Source organism: Pedobacter indicus (assembly GCF_003449035.1).
Classification (GTDB): Bacteria; Bacteroidota; Bacteroidia; order Sphingobacteriales; family Sphingobacteriaceae; genus Albibacterium; species Albibacterium indicum.
The window spans coordinates 3,153,668-3,175,925 of sequence record NZ_QRGB01000001.1 but is presented as its reverse complement, the minus strand read 5'-3'; the positions used below and the strand labels follow the sequence as shown (position 1 = coordinate 3,175,925).

Here is a 22,258-nt window from a genome sequence, read left to right as displayed (position 1 = left end):
ATCAAAGTAAAATGGAGAGAAACAATGTAGTGTTGGTCGATGAAAACGATAATGCCATTGCTGAAATGGAAAAATTGGTTGCCCACGAGCAAGGGCGTCTTCACCGGGCATTTTCGGTATTTATATTTAATGATAACGGAGAGCTTCTTTTGCAGCAGCGTGCAAGCCACAAGTATCACGGAGCAGGGTTATGGACGAACACTTGTTGTTCGCATCCGCAATGGGGAGAGACTGTTGCTTTAGGTGCAGAGGAGCGGTTAAACTACGAAATGGGAATGGAATGTGATTTAAAATTGGTCTATTCATTTATATACAATGAGCGGGTTGAAAACAATTTGACGGAACACGAACTGGATTATGTTTTTGTTGGTTATTCTGACCAATGTCCTGTTTTAAACAAAGATGAAGTACAGGACTATAAGTGGATGAATGTGGATGAAACTCTATCTGATATAAAAAATAATCCATCGCATTACACGGTCTGGTTCAAACAGGCTTTTCCGGAGTTACTTTCAAAAATCAATCAATGAAAAAGATACTAATCGCCGGGGGCACAGGTTTTGTCGGAAAAGCATTGATAAAGCACCTATTAAATTGTGGTTATATGGTCAATGTGTTAACACGGAGGAACAAAATCAGCAGCACGGAGAACATTCGGTATTTTGAATGGGATATAAAGAAAGGATTTATTGACGAAAAAGCATTTGAGCGCGTTTCGAAAATCATCAATCTAACGGGAGCAAACATCACCGAAAAGCGTTGGACGGAAAAAAGGAAAGTTGAAATAATCGAAAGCCGGACCAAGGCAATAGATTTACTTTTTACCTATGTTAAAACAAGGAATTTTAGCATAGATATCTTCATTTCATCTTCCGCCGTAGGTTATTATGGTGCGATCACTTCGGATGAAATATTTACAGAGAAATCCAATAACGGCAGCGATTTTTTGGCTTCGATTTGTCGGAAATGGGAAAAATCAGCACTGCAATTTGAAAGTTTGGGTGTTGCTACCGTGATTTTAAGAAAAGGCGTTGTCCTTGGGAGAGATGGTGGTATATGTCAAAAATTAGCACCTTTGGCAAAGTTGGGCATCAATACATCTTTAGGAAATGGCAGGCAATACTTACCCTGGATTGACATACGGGATTTAGTCCGGTTGTATGAATTCATCTTGAAGACAGATGTACTCAGCGGGGTTTTTAATGCTGTTTCTTCCGAGCACATTATGATGAATGATTTTTCTAAAACCCTGCTCCAATCATTTGGAAAAACGAGTTTTCTGCCCAATGTACCAGCGTTTATAATAAAGTTGCTTTTGGGGGAAATGTCTGTGATGTTGTTGGAGGGTTCAAGGGCAAGTAATGAAAAAATAAAACAAACCGGCTTTCAATTTGAGTATAGCTCGATTGAAAAGACATTTTCTATGTAGTTGTAATAATAAAGTTGGTTGAATTTAATATATGCTTTGCTGAATATACTTAATATTCATCTTTTTATTTTACCTGTATTTACTTTTTACCTAGATTTATCATTTGTGGTTTTTTTACATTTTTCGGCATCCTCTTGAAATATCTTTCAACTGATTCAACCGTCTCTAAATCCTCCAGATAAAAGGTTCGAGTTCTGTACCATTTAAAAATTATCGCAAAAAATGAACGATAAAAATCAAAAATATTTCTCGTAATGAGATGGGTTTTGAACTTTTTTGTTAAAAGATTTGGATCTATGTTAATCGTTTAACTATATTTGAAGCACTAACCAATCATACTATATATTTTAACGTGCGACTATTTTAGAATTTTTCCTTTCATTTTTCTCCAATCGATTTTTGAGAACAGCCATATCTTTCCCAACTTTCTGCTCTACTACTTTTGCATAAATTTGTGTGGTTCGGATAGTGGTGTGGCCTAACATCTTGCTGACTGTTTCAATGGGACACCGTTGGAAAGGGTAACCGAGGTTGCAAATGTGTGTCTAGCCAAATTAAATGTTAAGTTCTTCTTAATTCCGCATAGATCGGCTACCTCCTTTAAATAGCTGTTCAACTTTTGGTTTGAGATTTTTGGAAAAAGTGAGTCTTGTGCGAGTGATCGGGGGTTATTTTTATATTTTTCAATCATGGCAATTGCTTTTGGTAGGAGGGGGATTTGTACTGAGGTATCGGTTTTTTCACGGGTCGTTTTGATCCAGTGATTGCCATCGATTCCCAGTGTTATGCTCTCCGGTGTAAGCTGCATAACATCGATATATGCAATACCGGTATAACAACTGAATACAAGCAGATCTTTCGCATACTGGATACGTGGAATTGAAAAGTCTTTCGCTTCAATTTTGAAGGGCTCTTTATCGGTCAAGAAGTCCCGTTCAACTTTCTCAAAGCGCAGTTTATAAAGTTCGAAAGGGTTTTTCTCCAGCCATCCAGACTAGTTTGTCGAAACAGTTCACCAGCGAACCAAAAAAGTAATTCATTTTGATACATATGAGTTTATACATTATTTTCACAAAGTATTGCAAATCAAGTTTTTAACTCATTCTGGTGAACAAATATAGAATTTAAATCTGTTCGCCTTATTGTTCGCATGACAGGAAGAATAGTATGTATTGAAAAGGACTGCTTAAAAGCACAAAAGGCCCTAAACCGTACGATTTAGAGCCTTGTGTATTCAGGTGGACTGAATATTGTCGGGATGGCCGGACGCGATCCCTTTGCTCTAAATATCTTATTATCAATAATTTAAAAATGCTATTCAACCTTGTTCACCCTTTTGTTCGCGGGAACTGTTGATACTCCAAAGATACTATATGTTTCTTCCCTAACAAACATTCACATTCAAAAAAAGTAGTAGACAACAACTAACTACGAGGTTAATTATTAAGAACCAGGGGATGGAATGTGTATCAAAAGTATGTAATGATTTTGTCATTAGCTCTGTTCTTTTGAATAAACGGCAATATTTGGGTAGATTTATCCGGTCGACGGATAAATTATAATTGATTAGAAGAATAGACTTTGAGTGGGATTTGCAAGAGTTGTAGATTGGCTTGGATTGAAAAATTAGACAATGAATAAATTATGAAAATTTTTATCTCCCACTCTTCCAGGAACAAAAATTATGGAAATGCACTTGTCGATTTATTAATTGGGGTGGGGATCAGCGGTGATAAAATAATATTTACCAGCAACGATGCTTACGGCATACCCACTGGGCAAAATATTTTCACTTGGCTTAAAAGTGAAATTAATGAAAAGCCGTATGTCATATACTTATTATCACCGGAGTATTATTCCAGTGTAGCTTGTTTAAATGAAATGGGGGCTGCATGGATAGTCGAAAATGAACATACAATGATCTTTACACCTAAATTTAAATTAGATAGCTATGAATTTCAAAACAGTGCGTTAGATCCAAGAGAGATCGGATTTTTTATTAATAATCAAGGCAGACTAATTGCATTTATAGAATCGTTAAAGCGCTATTTTAGTATTTCTACTAACCCTGTATTAGTTCATCAGCGAATTACAGAGTTTTTACAAAGGATAATTTCTTCCGAAGAAACAGTATCTCCAACGACTTTGAAATCCGGCTTTCAGGAAAAATCAATTGTATCAGTGGCAAAAGAAATGGAGAGTGTTAGTGCTACAAAAAAAGATGAAGCCGTAAACAATAGTAGTAATGCCCAATCAGAAAGTACCAAGCGATTTTTCTTTGACCTAATGAATGAAAAATTAAAAGATGAAGAGGTGCTACTTGTTCATTATATAATAGAAGCGGCTAAATATAAATTGGGAACTGGTTGGCGCGAGAGCGTAGAAGTAGACAATATAAGAGTTTGGGAAGACATAGAAGATTTAAATGATAAATTGTCCAGAAACTATTCAGCTGTGTTAAGAAGATTTGAATTCAAAAAATTGATCGAAGTTTCTGAGCTTACAAGTTACGGTAATCCGAGAGAGGTTCAGCTAATTGAAAGAATGCAAGAAAGACTACATAATCTTACCGACGATATTTCAAACAAAATTTCAGAGATTGTTAAAAGCAACCAAATCGATAAAGCAAACAAAACATCAGGCGATAATTCTGAACAAACAGATGATCTTCCATTTTAATAATTTAATGTAGCTTGAATGGTATTGATCGTCTGAACAAGAGTCAGATTTGCTTTCTGGTCTCTCGTCCTTCATTGCACTCCATAGGAATTGTCATTAGTCTTATACCGGATATGGCTGCTCAGAAAGCATATCTGCTTCATATACTGTTCAGCAATCTCGATCAGTTTTGAATCCGGAATTTGTTCGCCTACAGCGAAGTTGAGCGAAATATGAACCGAGTTAGTTTTGTTTCGTTGATTGCGCAATGCTAGATTAATAAAGCGTTGTAACTTGTCGTAAAAATTGAGATGTTGGAGATCTTTATGAAACCCGCTTTGCCCAATGAGTTCAGCCTTTCCCTGATTCACTTTGCGTTCATTGTAGTTTAGTGCGCCAGCTATGTTTCTTCCGCTCATGATTTTTGCGACCATATTTCTGAATAATTATTCAGTTTGTCCTTGATTTCTCCTATGGATGGTTCAAGCTGATCTCTGAGAACCGTCAATGCTTCTTGCCATAGTTTGGCATCCGGCATACCTATTACACTATTAAGTTTGTGGACCGCCTGATTGAAATTATTCCCAATATAGCTCAGTTCTCTTCTGAGCTTGATCAGTTCCTCCAACATGTCATCCATGGACTTATCGCGGTATGTAAAGATTACCGGCTTTTGAAGTAACACGCTTCGGCTGTACTCACTCATATATTGGAACATCGATTTTTGGAACCGATTTTCAAGGAGCTTATACTCATTCGGCTTCAACCTAATCAAAATTACCCTGGAACGATTTTCATCCGTATTTTCCATAATTTGTCGTTTAAGAGTGCGACTTCGGAGGATATTTTTACAATGACAGAACCTGACTTCGGAAGGGCGGTCAATTTCCGTTTGTATTACAAACGTACATCTTGCTGATTGCAGAAAACGACGCAATCTACCTTCAAAGGGCCTTCGATTTTAAGGGATCATCAGCTTCGATTTGCTTCGGAGATATGGTCGGTTTTTTTGCCTTCTCCACATCCAATCCAAAGCCTTCGCTCGCCAGTTCTTAACCGGAATTCCTTTCGTTCCGGTCCAGTGCCTAGCCGAGTATTCTTTGAAAAAAGTTTCGGCATCCTCTCGGCCGAAACCTTTTTGATCAAAGAAAATGGTTACTTGTACAAAACAAGGAATATCAGTAATAGTGCTCCTAGCCACATCGTCGATTCTTAATACATATCTTCCTTGTTGCACTTCTTGGCTTCCATCATGGCGTGAATATCTTCGTAGTCGTAGTAGATGGATCCGCCGATTTTTGTGTAGGGTAAAGTCCCCGTATCACGAAGCGTTTGGAGGAAGCCGTGGGAAATCCCAAGTAGTTTTTAACCTCAGTTGACTTCAACCATTTTTTGCCGGGCTGCCCTTTACTTTCTTTGACGATCTGCTTTATTTCATTTAGCATTTCATCTTTAAAATTCTCTAAATCGCCAATGGTTAGCAATTGATCTTTTGTTGGAAGAAGAGACCGAACTCCTTTCTTTTGTTGAGATACTAGTGTCATAATTCATTGAGTTTTGAATTACAAAAGAAGAAAGGAAGCGTATTGTAAATTCACACCTTGTAGGGGAGTTGTGTGTTTTTAGTGATTCTGGAACCCGCATTCTTTTGAAATCAGCAAAGGTCTCACGTTCACTTCACCAGTAAAGAGCTTTCACGGCATAAATTCTCCTTCGTACCTCAGTCCGATTTATTCCATGTTCTCTTGACAGGTTCATTCACTTAGGAGAGGGGAGCTTTATCAAAAGGAATCCGAGGTTTTGCGTTTAATTTTGAAGGAGTAAAATTTAGAGAAAGAAAGATATTTAATGAGATATCTCCAGACACTTTTATTCATTTGACATCCTTGTAACCTTAGGTTTTCCATTTATGTAACCTATGTAACACACCATCGGTCCGGTTCTTCCTACATTTGCAGTACTTAAAATTTAATTATGGAATGGATAGTAGCCCCCTGGCCCTGGTATGTAAGTGGCCCTTTGATTGCCTTAACCATGTTTTCTTTGCTTTATACCGGCAAAAACTTTGGAATGTCCTCCAACTTGAGGACTTTATGCACGATGTGCGGTGCAGACAAAACTTCTGACTTCTTTCGGTTTGACTGGAAAGGTCAGCGCTGGAATCTGCTCGTAATGGTCGGTGCTATTATAGGTGGATCTATCGCCGCTCACTTTTTATCATCTAATCAAATCCCAGATATCAATCCCAAGACGATCGATATGCTCCATGCATCGGGATTCAAAAGTGCAGGGACTGCTTATGTTCCTTCAGAATTATTTGGTGACCAGGCGTTCACTTCTCCCAAAACCATTATCATCTTACTCATCGGAGGACTTTTGGTAGGATTTGGTGCTCGCTACGCTGGAGGATGTACTTCGGGACACTCGATATCAGGATTGAGTAATTTACAAGTGCCTTCTCTCATAGCTACGATTGGATTTTTCATTGGTGGGTTGCTCATGATCCATCTTTTCTTTCCTCTGATATTTTAGCTAAAAACAAGAAAAAAACATCAGCAACATAATTTATTATAAAGATATCAACTAATCAAATAATATAATGAAAGGACTACGCTATCTTATTATCGGAACATTTTTCGGCATAGTAATGTATAAATCTGAAGCTGCATCTTGGTTTAGGATCTATGAAATGTTTAACTTTCAATCAATTCATATGTACGGGCTGATGGGATCGGCATTAGCCGTCGGCATCCTGATCGTTCAATATATAAAGAAAAGATCAATCAAAGATATTGATAATCAACCGATCGTGATAACGAACAAAGACAAGAGTATTTCTCGGTATTTGATTGGAGGGATCATTTTTGGATTGGGCTGGGCGCTTGCAGGAGCGTGTCCGGGTCCGATGTTTGTATTAGCCGGAGCGGGATATTTACCCATTTTTATTGTTATATTGGGTGCACTATTAGGCACTTGGATATATGGGCTGCTTAAAGAAAGATTACCGCATTAAAACCTGTGACGATGGAGGACTTGATTTATAACACCTATAACGGGAGATTCGAAAAGGCTTTGGTTGATGAAATAGTCTCTTCAGCAAAACTGGTAGAATTTAAGGAAGGTGATGTGTTGATTGATATCGGACGATATATTAAAACAGTGCCTTTGCTCATCAACGGAGCGATAAAAATCATGCGTGAAGATCATGATAAAGGAGAACTACTGTTATACTTTATCGAAAAAGGCGACACCTGTGCCATGACCCTGGCCTGTTGCGTGGGCGATAAAAAAAGTGAAGTTAAAGCCGTAGCAGAAAACGATGGACTGGTAGCAATGATACCTGTCAGTAAAATGGAAGAATGGTTGGGGAAATACAAAACCTGGCGTGCCTTTGTGATGGAAAGCTACAACAATCGGTTTATTGAACTACTTGGCGCTCTTGACAATATTGCGTTTACGAATATGGATAGCCGGCTTTACAACTATCTATTAGAAAAGAGTCAAGTGAACCGTTCAAATACAATTAACAAAACTCACAAAGAAATCGCTGAGGATCTGAACAGCTCAAGGGTGGTAATATCCAGGCTACTAAAAGTCTTGGAAAATGAGGGCAAAATCAAATTGAACAGAAATAGCGTTGAACTTTATCCTCCCAGGGATTAGTTTACAACCATTTATTACTGTGTAACACGTGTTACCATTTCCAACGTTTCGCCGCCGTAAATTTGTCCTATACTCATTTAACAAGTGAATAATGGAAGCAGAAGTAATCGGGTTCATTTTAGCCATTTTGGTTGGCATTTCGCTAGGACTTATCGGAAGTGGTGGTTCAATTTTAACAGTTCCGGTACTCGTCTATGTGATGTCTGTCGAACCTATTTTAGCAACGGCATATTCCCTTTTTGTTGTGGGAGCAACGTCTCTGGTGGGAGGCGTCCAAAATGTAATTAACAAGCAGGTCGACTTTAAAACCGTTCTCATATTCGGTATACCTTCCATTATCTCAGTTTACCTAACTCGTGCGTTTTTGATGCCTTTAATTCCTCACGAGCTGTTTTCTGTGGGACCCCTCGAAATCACGAAACCTATCGCCTTAATGGTACTTTTTGCCATTGTGATGATCTTTGCGGCCTTTTCGATGATTCGTCCATGCCCGGATTGTAATAATACAGACACGGGAAAAATCAAATACAACTACCCTATGATTTTATTAGAGGGAACAGTCGTCGGGCTACTAACTGGCTTGATCGGTGCGGGGGGAGGGTTCTTGATCATACCGGCCTTGGTGTTGTTGGCTAAAATGCCAATGAAGTTAGCCGTAGGGACTTCCCTTTTTATTATCGCAGCGAAGTCTTTGATAGGATTTCTGGGCGACGTACAAAGTAGTCAGACGATCGATTGGAGCTTGCTCCTTTCGTTTACGGGCCTATCCACTCTTGGAATACTAATAGGCTTTTATCTTTCAAGAAAAATCTCTGGTGTCAAACTCAAAACCGCATTCGGATGGTTTGTACTGGTTATGGGAATATACATACTTATCAGCGAATTATTTTTAAATCACTCTTAAATTCATAATTATGTTTTTTCAACACGTATACGACAAGTCTTTAGCACAAGCAAGTTATTTTATTGGTTGTCAGGCTAAAGGCGAAGCAATTGTTATCGATCCACAACGAGATGTTGACGTTTATTTGTCGATAGCCAAACAAAACAATCTCAAGATAACCCATATTGCAGAAACACACATCCATGCCGATTTTCTTAGCGGCTCAAGAGAACTTTCTGTTGTGACAGGTGCAAATCTCTATTTGTCTGATGAGGGCGGAGAAGATTGGCAATATCAATTCCCGCATACAGGCCTACTTCATGGAAATATCATGAAAGTCGGAAATCTGACTTTAGAGGTATTGCATACACCGGGGCATACCCCTGAGAGCATCAGCTTTTTATTAACTGATCATCCTGCAACTGTAGACCCCGTTATGGTATTCACGGGAGATTTTGTATTTGTGGGCGATATTGGGCGTCCCGATCTACTCGAAAAAGCCGCTGGAATGACAGGAACGATGGAAAAGGGAGCCAAACAAATGTATGAATCTATACAACGGTTTGCCGAGCTACCTGAGTATGTTCAAGTATGGCCGGGACATGGTGCGGGTTCTGCTTGCGGAAAATCGTTAGGCTCAGTACCCAGTTCAACTGTAGGATACGAAAAGATACGTAACTGGGCATTTCATTATCAAGATAATGAGGAAGGATTTATCCGTTATTTATTGGAAGGTCAACCCGAACCTCCCAAGTACTTTGCCATGATGAAACATCTTAATAAGGTGCCACGCCCCTTATTGATCGAGGTTCCTAGACACCCCAAATTAACTAAAAATCAGTTTTTAACCGCTTATAACAATGGCCTGAAGGTAATTGATACCCGGAATAAACTTGATTTCGCAAAAGGATTTATTCCCGGTAGTATTAATATCCAGGGGAACAATTCACTTTCAACCTGGGCCGGATGGCTGCTAAATTATCAGGAACAGTTTTTATTAGTGGCTGAGGATAGTCAGATCGAAGAGTTGACTCGTAAATTGATGCGCATTGGTCTGGACAATATTTATGGATACGTCTCCAATATCGAGGATTTGGATTTGAGTTTACAAACCGCTGATCTCATTGATATAGAAACTTTTAAGTCCCTGCAGGGGAAAGAAGGCGTTCAGGTTGTGGATGTTCGTGGACTTAACGAATATGATGCGGGTCATATTGCGGGCACAAAACATGTGTTCGTAGGAACGTTTCCGGACAATCTTGACAAAATAGATCCCAACAAACATGTGATAATTCATTGCCAAAGTGGAGACCGGGCTACGATTGCTTATTCTTTATTAAAGAGGCAGGGTTTTAAAAACGTTTCAAATTTTTCTGGAGGAATGAAGGAATGGGTAGATAAAGAAAACCCCATTGTTTAAAGCTTTGCAATAAATGTTGCTAAATTGCTTTTATTGGATTTGTTTTTCGGAAATTAGGGAAAAATATGAGGCGAAGTAAAGTTTTTTTTAAAAATAGCAATAATGAGCAATTGGTTGGGTACCTGGATCTACCCATTGAAGGAAAGCCACACACCTTTGCATTATTTGCTCATTGTTTTACTTGCACAAAAAACCTGAAAGCAGTTGGTAATATAAGCAATGCACTGACGCAAGCGGGTATCGGGGTTCTTCGTTTCGATTTTACAGGTCTGGGAGAAAGCGATGGTGATTTCTCAGATACTGACTTTTCAGGAAATGTGGAGGATCTGGAAGTGGCGGCAGATTTTTTAAAGCAAAACTATCAGGCTCCGGCCTTAATTATTGGACATTCGCTCGGCGGTGCTGCAGCTCTGATTGCTGCTTCAAGGATTGATTCAATCAATGCAGTTGCTACCATTGCCGCACCAAGTAAACCAGAGCATGTCACCCATTTGTTTGAGGAGAGCTTGGAAGAAATACAAAAGAAAGGTAAAGCCAAAGTACAGTTGGAAGGGAGGCCGTTTACTATTAAAAAAAACTTTGTCGATGATTTAATTAATCAGACACTTTTAGAAAAAGTAAAAAAGTTAAAGAAACCCTTGTTGATATTTCATTCCCCACAAGACATGACCGTGGATATTGAAAATGCCGAAAACATCTACAAAGCTGCATTCCACCCCAAAAGTTTTGTATCACTAGAAGGGGCAAATCATTTGTTAACCGACAAACGAGACTCTCTTTATGTCGGTAAAGTAATTGCTGAATGGGCATTTAGATACCTTACTATTCCTGAAGAACAAAATCTGATCAGCCAAAGTCAGGTAGCAGCTTCTTTGGATAAAACAGAACTATTTACCACTACCATGAAACTTGGTAATCATTCCTTTTTGGCAGATGAGCCTACTCAGTTTGGTGGAAATAACTTAGGTCCCTCGCCCTATGAGTATCTCTCGGGGGCTTTAGCTGCCTGTAAATCCATGACTGTTCAAATGTACGCAAGAAGAAAAAAGTGGGATGTAGAAAATATCACCGTACATATAGACCATTCACGACAGCACGTCGTTGATTGTGAGCAGTCAGAAAATAACGCCGCTAAAATAGATACCTTTCACTGCAAAATTTCCCTGGAAGGTGATTTAACCGAAGAACAGGAAATCCGGTTATTGGAAATTGCTGATCGCTGTCCCGTACATAAAACATTGAGTAATAAAATTCAGATAATTAGCCAGCTTTCTAATCCCAGGCCTTAGACTACGGAAATACCGTAATTGTATCCTAAGAACTTTATTTCTGTTCTCACCGACGCTACTTACTATATACGGATACTGCTCTAAGAGAAGATGACAAGATGGGGTAATACCCAACGTTGTCATCTTCATGCTTAACCTCATTAATCAACTCTAAGGTGAACTGAATATAACCCATGAACCTTCTTTAAGCTCTTCGGAGGCATTTTTGATGAGTTTGTCTGCTATATCGATTTCTCCAAAAACTTCCTGCAAGGAATCTACTCTCATACCCTCAACCACAGCGACTCGTTTAACTTTCTGCTGATGGTCAGCTTTCAAAACATAATTTCCTGACTGAGTCCGGATAACGCTACTCGTAGGAACCCATACTGATTTATCAGATCTTTGAAGCTGAAGTTGTACCTGAGCATATTCTCCACCATTTAAATTTCCGGTATTGTTGATCACATCATATTCTGTAAGAAGTGCTCTGCCATCTTTTTGAATGACATTTCCTGATCTGGACAGTACTGCCTCGAACGAATCACCGGGAAGGCTATTCACCGTAAATTTAACCTTCATTCCTTTGTGGACAGATTGCGAGTACTTTTCCGGAACCGCTATGGTCAGCCTTAATTTGTCGGTTTGGGCCAGTGTGAATAGCTCTCCGGTGTTGTCACCTACCAGAGCTCCTTCAGAAACGTTCCTCTCCATTACAATCCCGTCGAAGGGAGCTGTAATTCTCAGATAGGAATTCATCTGAGCCGGAATGCCCGACTGAGCTTTTGAAGCCTCAACAGCTGCTTTTGCAGCATTCAATTCACTGAGGGCCCGGTCTAATTCTATTTCGGCTACCGCGCCTCCAGTTTCGCCTGCTTTTTTTAATCGCTCATAAGCCTGTTTCGCAAAAATGTATTCCTGGTCGTATTTAATTTCATCTGATTTTGCAGAAAGATACTGTTGCATTATTTCAGGAGCTTCCAGAACCGCAAGCAACTGTCCTTTTCTAACCAAGCTACCCCGGTCTACATGGATTTTCTTGACGAATCCTTTGATTTTTGCATGTATTTTCACTTCTTCATAAGGCTTTAGTTCACCAGGCAAGTTGACGGTATAAAATGGTTGATCTAAAGTGGGCGAAATGATTTCAACGGTCGGTTTTACGTTGTCTTCTTGTCTTGTTTGGTCCACTGCTTCTGAACATGCGCTTACTACTAAAAGAAAAACTGAAAAGAAAAATAGTATATGTTTTGATGTTTTGTACATGATTGCTTTATTAATTTGGTTATTGAATTAACTTGAATAGTCAGGCGTAGAATATTTGCTTGCAGGGTCATCAGGGTCTAGGGACGGATTGGAGCGCTTTGCTTTTTTCTGTACCCAACTAAATAAGTTCGGTAATACAACAAGCGTGGTAATGGATGAAAAGATCAACCCCCCGATAACTGCCTGCCCCAGGGGAGCTACCTGCTCTCCGCCATCACCGAAACCTGACGCGATAGGTATCATCCCGGCGACCATGGCGATCGTAGTCATTAAAATTGGCCTCAATCTGGAAGACGCTGCCCATTTAGCCGCCTGTCTGGCTGAAAAATTAAATTCTTTACGATAGTATTCGGCTTGATTGACCATCAGCACCGCGTTAGAAACGGAAACACCGATAGACATGATAATCCCCATATATGACTGCAGATTCAACGTGCTTCCAAATATCAACAGAAACAGTAAGCTTCCACTTATCACTGCAGGAACAACCGATAGTAGCAGTCCGGAAATCGCAAAGGATTGATAATAAGCTGCCATCATTAGAAAGATTACCACAATGGCAATCAGTAACCCACTTTGAAGGCTATCCATCGTTTCTTTTAGCAAAGACAACAATCCCTCGATTTTCAACATCGTCCCTCGTGGCACCTCTCCCGCATTTTCAATGGCCAGATCTACGGCCTTGGCGGCTGAGCCCAGGTCTTTTTCGTGAATATTACCCAAAACGGTGACATATCGGTTGGGTCCCTGCCGGTTTATCTGCGCGGGAATATTAGTTCGCTGAATCGTCGCTACGTCTGCCAGGACAGGCCGGGCGGCACCGCTCTTGAGCGGGAGCGACATCAGCATCTCCGTCGACGTCACCTCTTGTTCCGGAAATTGCACTTGTACCTGGAACACTAGTCCTGATACAGGATCTATCCACATATTTTTATCCGTAAACCGGGACGATGAACTGGCCAGATTTAACACTTTAGTCACGTCTTTCATCGTGAGCCCAAATTGCGCTGCCAGCTCCCGATCCACTTCAATCTGTAGACTCGGATAGCTTATTGGCTCAGAAATCCGAACATCTCTCAGAAACGGAACCTTTTTCATTTCTGTTTCGATTTTTTTAGCGAACTGCCCGGCTGTTTGTATCTGACGGGAAGCGACCTTTATCTCCACTGGGGTCATTGCTCCCTGGCTCATAATTTTCGATACCAGTTCCATCGGTTCAAAATTGATCTTAACTTCCGGGAAGCGCTGCGCAACACGATTTCTTATCGAATCCTTTAAGCCCGCGCTGTGACCGGTATAGATGTCCTTATCGATCGAGATTTGCAGGATGGCCTCGTGAGAAGCGCTCGTAAACGAGAATATGGGATTGATGGGTGAAGAAGATGGCTGCAAACCCGCGTATGCAGAAGAGATAGTCAACGCGCCGTCCGCCATCTCACCTTTTATGATTTCGGTGATTTCGTGCACATATGATTCCGTTTTCTCCAGGCGCGTCCCTTCAGGGGCCACAATCCGCAGTTGCAAATCTTTTTCGTTGGATGTTGGTAAGATATCGGTACCAATAAAAAATCCGGTGATGGTTATCAGGACTCCGGCCACCAACACATACATCGACACGACAAGCGGCGTTCTCCTTTGAATCTTCCCGATAAAGTGCGTGTACTTAATTTTGAACCGGTTGAAACCCGATTGTCTTTTGCCAGCAATACGCCGCTGGTGTGGCTTTTTCTTCATCAGCCAGTTGGCCATAATCGGCACAAAGGTTTGTGAGAAGATAAAAGAAGCGATCATGGCACAGCCCACGGCAATTGACAAAGGCATAAACATATCTTTCGGTATGCCTGTCATCAGGAAAGAAGGGATCAGAACAGCCAGGATAGAAAGTAAGATCAGCAATTTTGGAATTGAGATCTCCAGCACCGCATCCAAAATGGCACGCGCCTTTCCTTTTTTCATTTCAAAATGCTGATGGATGTTCTCTATGGTTACGGTAGCCTCATCAACCAGAATTCCGATCGACAGGGCTAGTCCACTTAAGGTCATCATATTAATCGTCTGCCCCATCAGATAAAGAGCAATAACCGCCGTGAGCAGAGAAATCGGAATGGTCAAAACGACAATCAATGCACCCCTCGGATCTCTTAAAAATAAGAATACCATTAAACCCGTCAGGATAGCACCCAGAATCCCTTCAAATATCAAAGTGGACAAAGAGTTCTTGATATGTCCTGACTGGTCAAATACATAACTGATCCTTACGTCTTCGGGAAGCGTGTTCTTCAGCATGGGCATTGCCGATTTCAAGTTTTCTACTACATCAAGGGTAGAAGCATCAGCCTTTTTGATTACCGGTAAGTAAATTGAACGCTGTCCGTTAACAATGGCATAGCCGGTGGTAACGTCGCCTGCGTCCTCAACGGTAGCGATATCCCTGATAAATATGGTTTGGTTCTCATTAATACGAACAGGCGTATTTAGGAATTCCTCCGGGCCGTTTGCAATGGAGTTTACCGGGCTCATTAAGTTCTGTTCACCGATCCGAACGTTACCGGCAGGAGAGGGAAGGCTGTTCTGCGTGATCGCCAGCGTAACCTCTTCGGCCGATATGCCGTAAGATTGCATAAGGGAAGGATTGACCTTCACCACAATGGTGCGTGCATTACCCCCAAAAGGCGCAGGAGCAGTTACGCCGGGAACATTCACAAACATTGGACGAACCCGCGTTATAACTAAATTCTGAAGTTCGTTCAATGACCTTTGTGGGCTTTCAAACACAAGTTGTCCAATCGGAAGTGAACTGCCGTCGAAGCGAACCACCATAGGTGGTGTTGCTCCTGCCGGCAGAAACCCCATGGCCCGCGATACCATGGTCGACACCTCGCCGGCCGACTGTGCCATGTCGGTACCTGGATAGAAGGTGAGCTTCATCAATGTGAGCCCTTGAATGCTTTTAAATTCGATGTCTTTAACACCGCTGACAAACAGTAAAACTTTTTGGAATTCATTAGCCATAAACCCATCCATATATTGTGGAGTCAAACCTCCATATGGCATCGAAATGTAAATTGCAGGCAATTCTACTTCGGGAAATATGTCTACGTTAATGTTTTTTATTGCTGAGAAGGAGAAGTAGGTGATAGCGAGAATCGCTACCATAATACTGATCGGCCTTCTTAATGCAAATCGTATAATGTTCATTTGAGTTGATTAAAATATTTCGAAAAGGTTGCTAAAATCTGCTTTGAGTTCAGAATGAATAATTACTTGTTCCCATAATCCCCGGAAGGCCTCTATCTGCTTTTCCTCCGCTAGTTGCAATAGCAGCTGGATCTGTAGCAGTTCCGTTAAATTGATCAGGCCATTCTCATAGCGCGTGCGATATAGCAAATAGGCTTGTTCAGCCTTTTCTACGCCCAGTTTGGTCTTGGCCACCTGCTTTATTTGTTCTGAAATTTGAGAGCTTGCAGATCTTACCCCCGCGTCTATTCTTAACTCTTGCTGTTGATAGCTCGACTGGGCCATTTTCCCAAGTTCAGCGGCCCTTCTCTTCTCCAGGTTTTTATCATACAGGCCGGTAATGTTCCAGGTCAGACCTACACCGACCAGATAGTTGCTAGCCTGGTTGTCGAAGCTGTTCGCCCAGCCGCCGCCATCATTCCGGCGGTGACTAAAGCCCCTCGACGAAAGGCCGGCCAACAAGGAGACCGATGGCAACATGGACCTTTCGGCAAGTTTTTGCTGTAAATTTTGATACTCGATCTGATGGGCTAACTTATCCAGATAGGGATGTTTACGCTGATTTTGTGTCGCGAGTTTATGGGGCCTGGCCGTTAAAAATCGATGAGATGAAAAATCCTTTTGGTTCAAATCGACAGACAGGAATTCATTCAACTGATGCTTGCTGGCTTGAAGCTTCCCCCGCAGCAGATCTTCTTCTGAAAGAAGTTGATAATATGACGAAGATGCGAGAGCTGTGTCGGCACCCGGTGTCAAGCCTGCAGCTGCCAACACCTTTGAAACTTTATAAATTTCGTTGATACGCGAAACATTGTCTTGCGACCATTTTAACCGGACATCATTGTAAAGTATTTTTAGATACAACCTTGATATCAAACTTTGCAGGTCTAACTCGTAGATTGAAAGATCGCTCACCGCCTCCTGAACTTTCAGGTTTGAAGCTTGGTGTTCTGCATTCAGTTTACCAAAGGAAAATATTTCCCAATCGGCAAGGACAGAGCCGTACATATTAAATGACGTATTGATGTCATCTGAATCCGTACTACCGTTAATATTGAACATACCAGGTAATGGAAAGAACGCTCCTGAAGATGATTCCAGCGTCCCAAATGAATTCTGCAATTGAAGCTTGGCTTGCGGCAGTTGTTTGCTTTTAATAAGTTTCTGGTCCAGTTGGGCTGCATGTATTGCCGCAACTCTTTCATTGACACCCGGATACCTTTCTAAAGCAGTATTATAAACTTGATAAAGTTTGACTTCAGTTTTTTGTGCAAACGTATGTAAGAAGCTGATAATCAGGAAAAGTATCAATAAATAGTTCCAAGGTTTTCTCATGGAGATAATGATGGTTTGTAGTTAAATAAATTCTGATAATAGGAAGCTAAGGCCAATTAAGAACTAGCTAAAAAATAGAGAAGGAAGTGAAGGTATTATATAATTATTCTCTTGTTCTTCAAAAACAGTGGAACTGGAGATATAATGTACCGGAAGTTTGTTTTGGAGAAATTAAAAGGTTCTATAGAGCGCGAACTAGGTATCGTCGCGTTTATTTTAGTTAATAACCCGGTGATCATTAAATCTGTGCCGGCCGACCTTTCAACCTCCGACACAGAAATTTTAGTGCTTACTTCACTTAAAGTACAGGCATTTTCAAAATTCTTGTTTACAAGCGATTTCGGTTGTTTGGTAAGCCCCTCTTTGTAGTTAAAGCTACTCGATGTAATTTTATGCAAAGAACAATAACCCATGTTAAGACAAAACACGGTCAAGAGGAATATTATTGGCTTATTCATTTTTTGAATACAAGTCATTTGTTTGTGTATCAGATTTCCTTATGGATGGATAATTGCCCAGCCTTCATAATGACGAAGAATGATCTCGCCATTACCTGTTGGCACATATGAGATAAAAGGATAAAGTTCTGATTTGTCTATTTTCCGCTCTTTCAACGTGTTTTCACACTGCACCAGCGCAACACCCTTGCTTTTTAGATCGCTTAATGTTTCCTCGTACAAGCTACCCCGTTTGAAAATTTCTACTCCATCACCGAACACAACAAGCTCAATTTGGAGTTTTCCTTTAAGACGCGGATCGTTCAATGCATTTCCAATATTTTTTAGCGCCCCTTTTACTCGACGTTCATCGGATGAATTAATAATATACAGAGCCTTATAATTGTCTAACTTAGCGGTCGCCGGGGTGAATTCTGCTATCCCTCTCTGATTTTCAATTTGCGAAAACCCGGAATAAGGAATCAACAGGATGCCGATTGCTATTAGAAATGTCGTTATTACTATTATTGATTTCATGAAGTATAATTCAAATTAGGTTTAGAGATTTTTTTCTAAAAATTGCTTAAGGGCTGGTCCCCGTAGATTTTTCCCGATTATCTTACCGTCCGGATCAATCATAAAAGACGCTGGAATCGCCGTAATATTGTAAAGGCGGCCGGCTTCACTATCCCACATCTTCAGATCTGAAATTTGTGTCCATTCCAGTTTATCGTCTTCAATAGCTTTGAGCCAGGCACCGCGATCACGATCTAAAGAAACACCCAGCACAGTAAAGCCCTTATCCTTGAAACGATGGTACTGCTCTACAATATTCGGATTCTCCTGCCTGCACGGTCCGCACCAGGCCGCCCAAAAATCCAACAATACATACTGCCCTCTCAGATCAGATAATTTCGCTTCTTTCCCCTCCGGTGTCAGCGAAGCAAAGTCAGGTGCCATCTGCCCGATGCTTAGCGGTTTGATCTCTGCCATATGGTTAGCAAAAGATTGTACAACTTCGTTGTTTGGAAATTTACCTTTAGCTTCTTCAGCATAGCTAACTAAAACCTGTTCCTGTCCCACCGGATCAACCGAATAGAGCATCAGCATCCCGAAGAAGCCTGCCAGATTATCTTTGTTTTCTAATGAGAATTGAACAACCTGTTCTGAAAGATCAGCAATAAAGCGCTCGCTTTTTGCCATCAGATCAGTCTGGACAACAGCTGCCTCCTCACCATTTTCTATTCGCTTCTCAAACTCCTCCCCCAAAGCAGCCTGCTGCTTTTGAAAGGTTTCGCGAACAGCGCCAAGCTCTTTCAGTTTGGCGGAAGTCTCTGAACCGCTCACCTTATAATCGTTTGGGTTCTTCAAATCAACCTCAAACTCTACAGCTTCTCCGTTTTCCAGGACCAACATATAGGATTGTTCGCCGACCAGCAAAGTATACAGACCAGCGTGTGGTGCACTGCCTTCAAGGTTAAATTCTTTATTTTTATCCAACGTTGCGGTTTCAATTTGTTTGTCTCCTTCGAACAGTACAACATTATGGACACTATCTGCATTTTCTACTTGCCCTTTCAATGTAAATTTCGTGTCGTCAACCGCACCGCATGATGCTAAAAAAATCAATGTAAACATCTTGGTTAATATTAATCCTAATTTCATGGTTATCTTAATTTTTAGTTTCTAATTTTTATTTTTATATACTTCAAAGGCTTCTGTTCCTTTTCTCAGGAATTCAGCATAGTTTCCAATATTCAGATCAAATGCCGTAGGTGGAACGAGCTTTTGACCGTCGTGGTCCACGATTACGTAATAGGGTTGGGAGTTCGTCCCATAGACCGAAGCCTGCATATCGCTCCATTTTTGACCAATACGGGAGATATTCTTTCCGCTAAATTCAGAGGTATATTTCTCCGATTCTTCCAGTTCGGTTTTATCGTCGACGTAGAGAGAAATTAACACATAATCCGATTTCAGCTGATTCAATACAGAAGGATCAGGCCAAACGGAAGCCTCCATTTTTCGGCAATTTACGCAGCTCCAACCTGTAAAGTCAATCAAGGCCGGTTTATTCACCTTTTTTGCATAAGCAAGTCCCTCTTCATAGTCATAAAACGCATTCAAACCATGTGGCGCATGAAAAAGGTCTGCATATTTTTTTCCGGAGGATTCTCCATTTTTCTTGCTTTCCTCGCTAAAGTCTCCGTATGTAAGTTTATTCAGGTCAAAATCCTGCGTAGGTTGTGGCGGAAGCCAGGCACTTATCCCTTTCAAAGGAGCGCCCCACATACCTGGCACCATATACACAGTAAACGAAAAGATCAGCATGGCAAAAAACAGTCGCGGCAGGCCTATAATACCTCCTTTATCATCGGCCGATAGCTTCAGCTGGCCTAACAGGTAAAGGCCAAATAAGGTAAAGATGACAATCCAGAGAGATAGAAACACCTCCCTGTCGAGTATGCCCCAATGATAGGCAAGGTCAACGTTAGATAAAAACTTAAAGGCTAAGGCCAGTTCTAAAAATCCCAGAGACACTTTTACTGTATTCAGCCAGCCGCCCGATTTAGGCATTTCTTTTAGAAAGGATGGGAATAAAGCAAAAATAATGAAGGGAATAGCCAGTGCGACTGAAAAGCCCAGCATACCAATAGCTGGCCCAAGAAGGGAACCCTTGGATACAGCCTCAACCAGCAAATAGCCGATGATGGGCCCTGTGCACGAAAACGAAACCAGGGCCAGCGTAAAGGCCATGAAGAAAATGCCAATTAATCCGCCACGGTCTGATTTAGAATCAACTTTGTTAATGAAACGCGATGGTAAGGTAATTTCAAAGGCGCCCAGAAAGGAAACGGCAAAGACGATAATGATTGCAAAAAAAAGAAGGTTAAACAATGCGCTGCTGGCTGCCTCATTCAAGGCAGAGGCACCAAAAATAAGGGTCACAATCATCCCTAGAGACACGTATATGACGATGATAGAAATGCCGTAAATGACAGCGTTCCAGATTCCACTTGATCGGCTGCCACTTCGTTTGGTGAAGAATGATGTCGTTAAAGGCACCATGGGATAAATACAGGGCATAAGGAAAGCGGCAAAGCCACCAATCAGGCCGGCGAGGAAAATACCCCAAAGCGTGTCATTCTGTTCTGAGCGATCAGCTACCGGTTGAGATTCTGTAGCACGAGTAGAGTCGCCTGGCTCATTTGCAGTCTGCAGAACATTTTGGTCCGGTGTTTCTATTGCTGCTCCGGGGCCGGAAGCATCTGATTCGAAGGCTGTGTCTTTAAGTTTATCCTTCGATGCCGCATTCGACGCAACGGTAGCGGCATCTATCAGAACCTCAAAGGAAACCTCTTCCGGAGGAAGGCAGTTGGTGTCATTACAAACCATGTATTCGAGCGTACCAGAAACTTTAACCTTTGGCTTTGTAAGCTTAATCTTTTGCGTAAAGCGAGCCTTTGATTTATGCCAGGCAATCTGCATGTTAAAATTAGGATCGAAAGCTGATATAGCTTTAGGGCTTTCGCTTACAGAGCCGAGTAAAGAATAACCATTCCCTTCTTCAAATTTGAACGTGGTGGGGATGGGGCCTCCTTCTTCAATGAACTGGGAATATACATGCCAACCCGGTTCTATGGTTGCTGTTATTACTACGTTTGCCTCGTCTTCTCGAATGTCTTCAGCTGTCGTCTTCCATTTGACGGGATCATAGATTTGCGCATTAGCATATACTGCTCCTACTACTGTCAACAAGAACATCGATAATATTCTCTTCATCATTACTCAATAGTTAGTTTAGTCAAAAAAGTCTTAAATTCTTCGTTGGAAAAGTCGCCCATTCCTTCATGCTTGAAAACCACTTTGCCGTATTTATTTAAGACCAGGGTGGTCGGGATAGCACCACTCATATAGGAAGAGGGGATGGAGCTGGCTGGTGTGTAAACCGGTAATTCAAACTTTTTTTTATCCATAAACTTCTGGGACGAGGTGCGATTATTATCTACGTCTACCATCAGGAACATCACTTTCTCGTTGTCGCGAAATTCAGAATAGAGCTTGTTGATCGATGGCATTTCTGCAATGCATGGTGGACACCATGTTGCCCAGAAATTAATGAAGACAACTTTGCCTTTCTGGTCAGATAATTCTATAATCTCACCGTCAGGGTTTTTGAATAATATTTCTTCACTTTTACTGTTGGCGCTAATTCCGGCAGCTAATTCATCTGTCGGTCCCTTGGGCACTTCGGGTTGGAATAAGCCAATCTTCATAAGATTCTGCGTCATAAGACCCTTAAAGTCGGGACTTAGCAGCATGGCGAGCACGAAAATCACTATGATTCCCGTAAATATGTTGGAGAGAGTTAGCTTCTCCTTTATTTTCATTATATAATCCATTATACAATTATTTTGCTAACGCGTAGGGAGCATCAGCCATTCACACTAAATCAATACGTTGTAATATCGGAGTGAAGGGGTATTATATAATGATTGATCTGTTTTGAAGAAACAGTGGAAGAGAATTCGTTATAGTCCGTTTTCTCTCTATCCGGAATGATTTAAAACCTAAGCTTAGAATCGATAAGGAAAGATATAAACTGATGACTGTTAGGAATAGTGGAAGAGGTAAGGTGTTATTAGTTAATGTTGAAAAATC

22 protein-coding genes are annotated in these 22,258 nt (G+C 41.1%); 10 read left to right on the top strand and 12 right to left on the bottom strand.

Annotated features, from left to right (window positions below; all coding sequences use genetic code 11):
* Positions 1-11: 11 nt before the first annotated feature.
* Both idi and D3P12_RS13940 read left to right on the top strand, forming a co-directional pair.
* Positions 12-530: an isopentenyl-diphosphate Delta-isomerase gene (idi, locus tag D3P12_RS13945; protein WP_118196489.1), complete on the top strand. Its 519-nt coding sequence runs from the start codon at positions 12-14 to the stop codon at positions 528-530.
* Complete coding sequence (locus D3P12_RS13940) at positions 527-1,429, top strand: TIGR01777 family oxidoreductase (protein ID WP_118196487.1); 903 nt, start codon at positions 527-529, stop codon at positions 1,427-1,429. The genes idi and D3P12_RS13940 overlap by 4 nt, the downstream gene beginning before the upstream one ends.
* Before the next feature lie 478 nt (positions 1,430-1,907).
* Here the strand turns inward: D3P12_RS13940 and D3P12_RS13935 are convergent, their stop codons facing one another.
* Positions 1,908-2,354 carry a site-specific integrase gene (locus D3P12_RS13935; protein WP_245977459.1) on the bottom strand — a complete coding sequence of 149 codons (447 nt, stop codon included), beginning with the start codon at positions 2,352-2,354 and terminating at the stop codon, positions 1,908-1,910.
* Between the two features lie 719 nt (positions 2,355-3,073).
* Here D3P12_RS13935 and D3P12_RS13930 point away from each other — a divergent pair.
* Positions 3,074-4,108 (top strand): toll/interleukin-1 receptor domain-containing protein, encoded by a 1,035-nt coding sequence (locus D3P12_RS13930; RefSeq protein ID WP_118196485.1) that lies wholly within the window; start codon positions 3,074-3,076, stop codon positions 4,106-4,108.
* A 71-nt stretch (positions 4,109-4,179) separates the two neighbouring features.
* Here the strand turns inward: D3P12_RS13930 and D3P12_RS13925 are convergent, their stop codons facing one another.
* The 4 genes from D3P12_RS13925 to D3P12_RS15695 form a co-directional block, all read right to left on the bottom strand.
* Positions 4,180-4,506 (bottom strand): relaxase/mobilization nuclease domain-containing protein, encoded by a 327-nt coding sequence (locus D3P12_RS13925; protein WP_118196483.1) that lies wholly within the window; start codon positions 4,504-4,506, stop codon positions 4,180-4,182.
* Entirely contained in the window at positions 4,503-4,898 is a 396-nt protein-coding gene (locus D3P12_RS13920) for a plasmid mobilization protein (RefSeq protein WP_118196481.1), read from the bottom strand. Before D3P12_RS13920 ends, D3P12_RS13925 begins: the two co-directional genes overlap by 4 nt.
* 150 nt (positions 4,899-5,048) lie before the next feature.
* Positions 5,049-5,324: a hypothetical protein gene (locus tag D3P12_RS15395; protein WP_165438713.1), complete on the bottom strand. Its 276-nt coding sequence runs from the start codon at positions 5,322-5,324 to the stop codon at positions 5,049-5,051.
* On the bottom strand, positions 5,300-5,440 hold the full coding sequence (locus tag D3P12_RS15695; RefSeq protein WP_317124667.1) for a helix-turn-helix domain-containing protein: 141 nt from the start codon (positions 5,438-5,440) through the stop codon (positions 5,300-5,302). Before D3P12_RS15695 ends, D3P12_RS15395 begins: the two co-directional genes overlap by 25 nt.
* A 621-nt stretch (positions 5,441-6,061) precedes the next feature.
* Here D3P12_RS15695 and D3P12_RS13905 point away from each other — a divergent pair.
* The 6 genes from D3P12_RS13905 (at position 6,062) to D3P12_RS13880 (ending at position 11,342) form a co-directional block, all read left to right on the top strand.
* A complete protein-coding gene (locus tag D3P12_RS13905; protein ID WP_118196477.1) occupies positions 6,062-6,619 on the top strand; it encodes a YeeE/YedE family protein in 558 nt (185 codons plus the stop codon).
* 67 nt (positions 6,620-6,686) lie between these two features.
* Positions 6,687-7,100: a YeeE/YedE family protein gene (locus D3P12_RS13900; protein WP_118196475.1), complete on the top strand. Its 414-nt coding sequence runs from the start codon at positions 6,687-6,689 to the stop codon at positions 7,098-7,100.
* A gap of 11 nt (positions 7,101-7,111) precedes the next feature.
* Positions 7,112-7,750: a Crp/Fnr family transcriptional regulator gene (locus tag D3P12_RS13895; RefSeq protein ID WP_118196473.1), complete on the top strand. Its 639-nt coding sequence runs from the start codon at positions 7,112-7,114 to the stop codon at positions 7,748-7,750.
* Between the two features lie 91 nt (positions 7,751-7,841).
* A complete protein-coding gene (locus D3P12_RS13890; RefSeq protein ID WP_118196471.1) occupies positions 7,842-8,654 on the top strand; it encodes a sulfite exporter TauE/SafE family protein in 813 nt (270 codons plus the stop codon).
* 10 nt (positions 8,655-8,664) lie between these two features.
* Positions 8,665-10,053 (top strand): MBL fold metallo-hydrolase, encoded by a 1,389-nt coding sequence (locus D3P12_RS13885; RefSeq protein WP_118196469.1) that lies wholly within the window; start codon positions 8,665-8,667, stop codon positions 10,051-10,053.
* Between the two features lie 65 nt (positions 10,054-10,118).
* Positions 10,119-11,342 (top strand): bifunctional alpha/beta hydrolase/OsmC family protein, encoded by a 1,224-nt coding sequence (locus D3P12_RS13880; RefSeq protein ID WP_118196467.1) that lies wholly within the window; start codon positions 10,119-10,121, stop codon positions 11,340-11,342.
* Between the two features lie 150 nt (positions 11,343-11,492).
* Here the strand turns inward: D3P12_RS13880 and D3P12_RS13875 are convergent, their stop codons facing one another.
* From D3P12_RS13875 to D3P12_RS13865, 3 genes are read right to left on the bottom strand one after another with little or no spacing between them, the layout of a single operon-like run.
* On the bottom strand, positions 11,493-12,587 hold the full coding sequence (locus tag D3P12_RS13875; protein WP_118196465.1) for an efflux RND transporter periplasmic adaptor subunit: 1,095 nt from the start codon (positions 12,585-12,587) through the stop codon (positions 11,493-11,495).
* Positions 12,588-12,614: 27 nt separating this feature from the next.
* Positions 12,615-15,785: an efflux RND transporter permease subunit gene (locus D3P12_RS13870; RefSeq protein ID WP_118196463.1), complete on the bottom strand. Its 3,171-nt coding sequence runs from the start codon at positions 15,783-15,785 to the stop codon at positions 12,615-12,617.
* A 9-nt stretch (positions 15,786-15,794) separates the two neighbouring features.
* Positions 15,795-17,159 carry a TolC family protein gene (locus D3P12_RS13865; protein ID WP_118196461.1) on the bottom strand — a complete coding sequence of 455 codons (1,365 nt, stop codon included), beginning with the start codon at positions 17,157-17,159 and terminating at the stop codon, positions 15,795-15,797.
* Between the two features lie 144 nt (positions 17,160-17,303).
* On the opposite strand from D3P12_RS13865, the gene D3P12_RS13860 reads away from it, so the two are divergent.
* Positions 17,304-17,528: a hypothetical protein gene (locus D3P12_RS13860; RefSeq protein WP_118196459.1), complete on the top strand. Its 225-nt coding sequence runs from the start codon at positions 17,304-17,306 to the stop codon at positions 17,526-17,528.
* Positions 17,529-17,656: 128 nt separating this feature from the next.
* On the opposite strand, the gene D3P12_RS13855 is transcribed toward D3P12_RS13860, so the two are convergent.
* The 4 genes from D3P12_RS13855 to D3P12_RS13840 are packed head-to-tail and all read right to left on the bottom strand — an operon-like array spanning position 17,657 to position 21,999.
* Entirely contained in the window at positions 17,657-18,133 is a 477-nt protein-coding gene (locus D3P12_RS13855) for a DsrE family protein (RefSeq protein WP_118196457.1), read from the bottom strand.
* A 21-nt stretch (positions 18,134-18,154) separates the two neighbouring features.
* Complete coding sequence (locus D3P12_RS13850) at positions 18,155-19,261, bottom strand: TlpA disulfide reductase family protein (RefSeq protein WP_118196455.1); 1,107 nt, start codon at positions 19,259-19,261, stop codon at positions 18,155-18,157.
* Between the two features lie 21 nt (positions 19,262-19,282).
* Positions 19,283-21,379, bottom strand: coding sequence for a protein-disulfide reductase DsbD family protein (locus tag D3P12_RS13845; protein WP_118197111.1), 2,097 nt, complete (start codon positions 21,377-21,379; stop codon positions 19,283-19,285).
* Between the two features lie 2 nt (positions 21,380-21,381).
* Entirely contained in the window at positions 21,382-21,999 is a 618-nt protein-coding gene (locus tag D3P12_RS13840) for a TlpA family protein disulfide reductase (protein ID WP_118196454.1), read from the bottom strand.
* Between the last annotated feature and the right edge of the window lie 259 nt (positions 22,000-22,258).

Bases quoted from the DNA above. Each gene is read 5' to 3' on its own strand.
- D3P12_RS13925 (WP_118196483.1), bottom strand. From the start codon at position 4,506: ATGAGCGGAAGAAACATAGCTGGCGCACTAAACTACAATGAACGCAAA.
- D3P12_RS13930 (WP_118196485.1), top strand. From the start codon at position 3,074: ATGAAAATTTTTATCTCCCACTCTTCCAGGAACAAAAATTATGGAAAT.
- D3P12_RS13880 (WP_118196467.1), top strand. From the start codon at position 10,119: ATGAGGCGAAGTAAAGTTTTTTTTAAAAATAGCAATAATGAGCAATTG.
- D3P12_RS13920 (WP_118196481.1), bottom strand. From the start codon at position 4,898: ATGGAAAATACGGATGAAAATCGTTCCAGGGTAATTTTGATTAGGTTG.
- D3P12_RS13875 (WP_118196465.1), bottom strand. From the start codon at position 12,587: ATGTACAAAACATCAAAACATATACTATTTTTCTTTTCAGTTTTTCTT.
- D3P12_RS13870 (WP_118196463.1), bottom strand. From the start codon at position 15,785: ATGAACATTATACGATTTGCATTAAGAAGGCCGATCAGTATTATGGTA.
- idi (WP_118196489.1), top strand. From the start codon at position 12: ATGGAGAGAAACAATGTAGTGTTGGTCGATGAAAACGATAATGCCATT.
- D3P12_RS13855 (WP_118196457.1), bottom strand. From the start codon at position 18,133: ATGAAATCAATAATAGTAATAACGACATTTCTAATAGCAATCGGCATC.
- D3P12_RS13865 (WP_118196461.1), bottom strand. From the start codon at position 17,159: ATGAGAAAACCTTGGAACTATTTATTGATACTTTTCCTGATTATCAGC.
- D3P12_RS13860 (WP_118196459.1), top strand. From the start codon at position 17,304: ATGTACCGGAAGTTTGTTTTGGAGAAATTAAAAGGTTCTATAGAGCGC.
- D3P12_RS13840 (WP_118196454.1), bottom strand. From the start codon at position 21,999: ATGGATTATATAATGAAAATAAAGGAGAAGCTAACTCTCTCCAACATA.
- D3P12_RS13900 (WP_118196475.1), top strand. From the start codon at position 6,687: ATGAAAGGACTACGCTATCTTATTATCGGAACATTTTTCGGCATAGTA.
- D3P12_RS13895 (WP_118196473.1), top strand. From the start codon at position 7,112: ATGGAGGACTTGATTTATAACACCTATAACGGGAGATTCGAAAAGGCT.
- D3P12_RS13850 (WP_118196455.1), bottom strand. From the start codon at position 19,261: ATGAAATTAGGATTAATATTAACCAAGATGTTTACATTGATTTTTTTA.
- D3P12_RS13845 (WP_118197111.1), bottom strand. From the start codon at position 21,379: ATGAAGAGAATATTATCGATGTTCTTGTTGACAGTAGTAGGAGCAGTA.
- D3P12_RS13890 (WP_118196471.1), top strand. From the start codon at position 7,842: ATGGAAGCAGAAGTAATCGGGTTCATTTTAGCCATTTTGGTTGGCATT.
- D3P12_RS13940 (WP_118196487.1), top strand. From the start codon at position 527: ATGAAAAAGATACTAATCGCCGGGGGCACAGGTTTTGTCGGAAAAGCA.
- D3P12_RS13885 (WP_118196469.1), top strand. From the start codon at position 8,665: ATGTTTTTTCAACACGTATACGACAAGTCTTTAGCACAAGCAAGTTAT.
- D3P12_RS13905 (WP_118196477.1), top strand. From the start codon at position 6,062: ATGGAATGGATAGTAGCCCCCTGGCCCTGGTATGTAAGTGGCCCTTTG.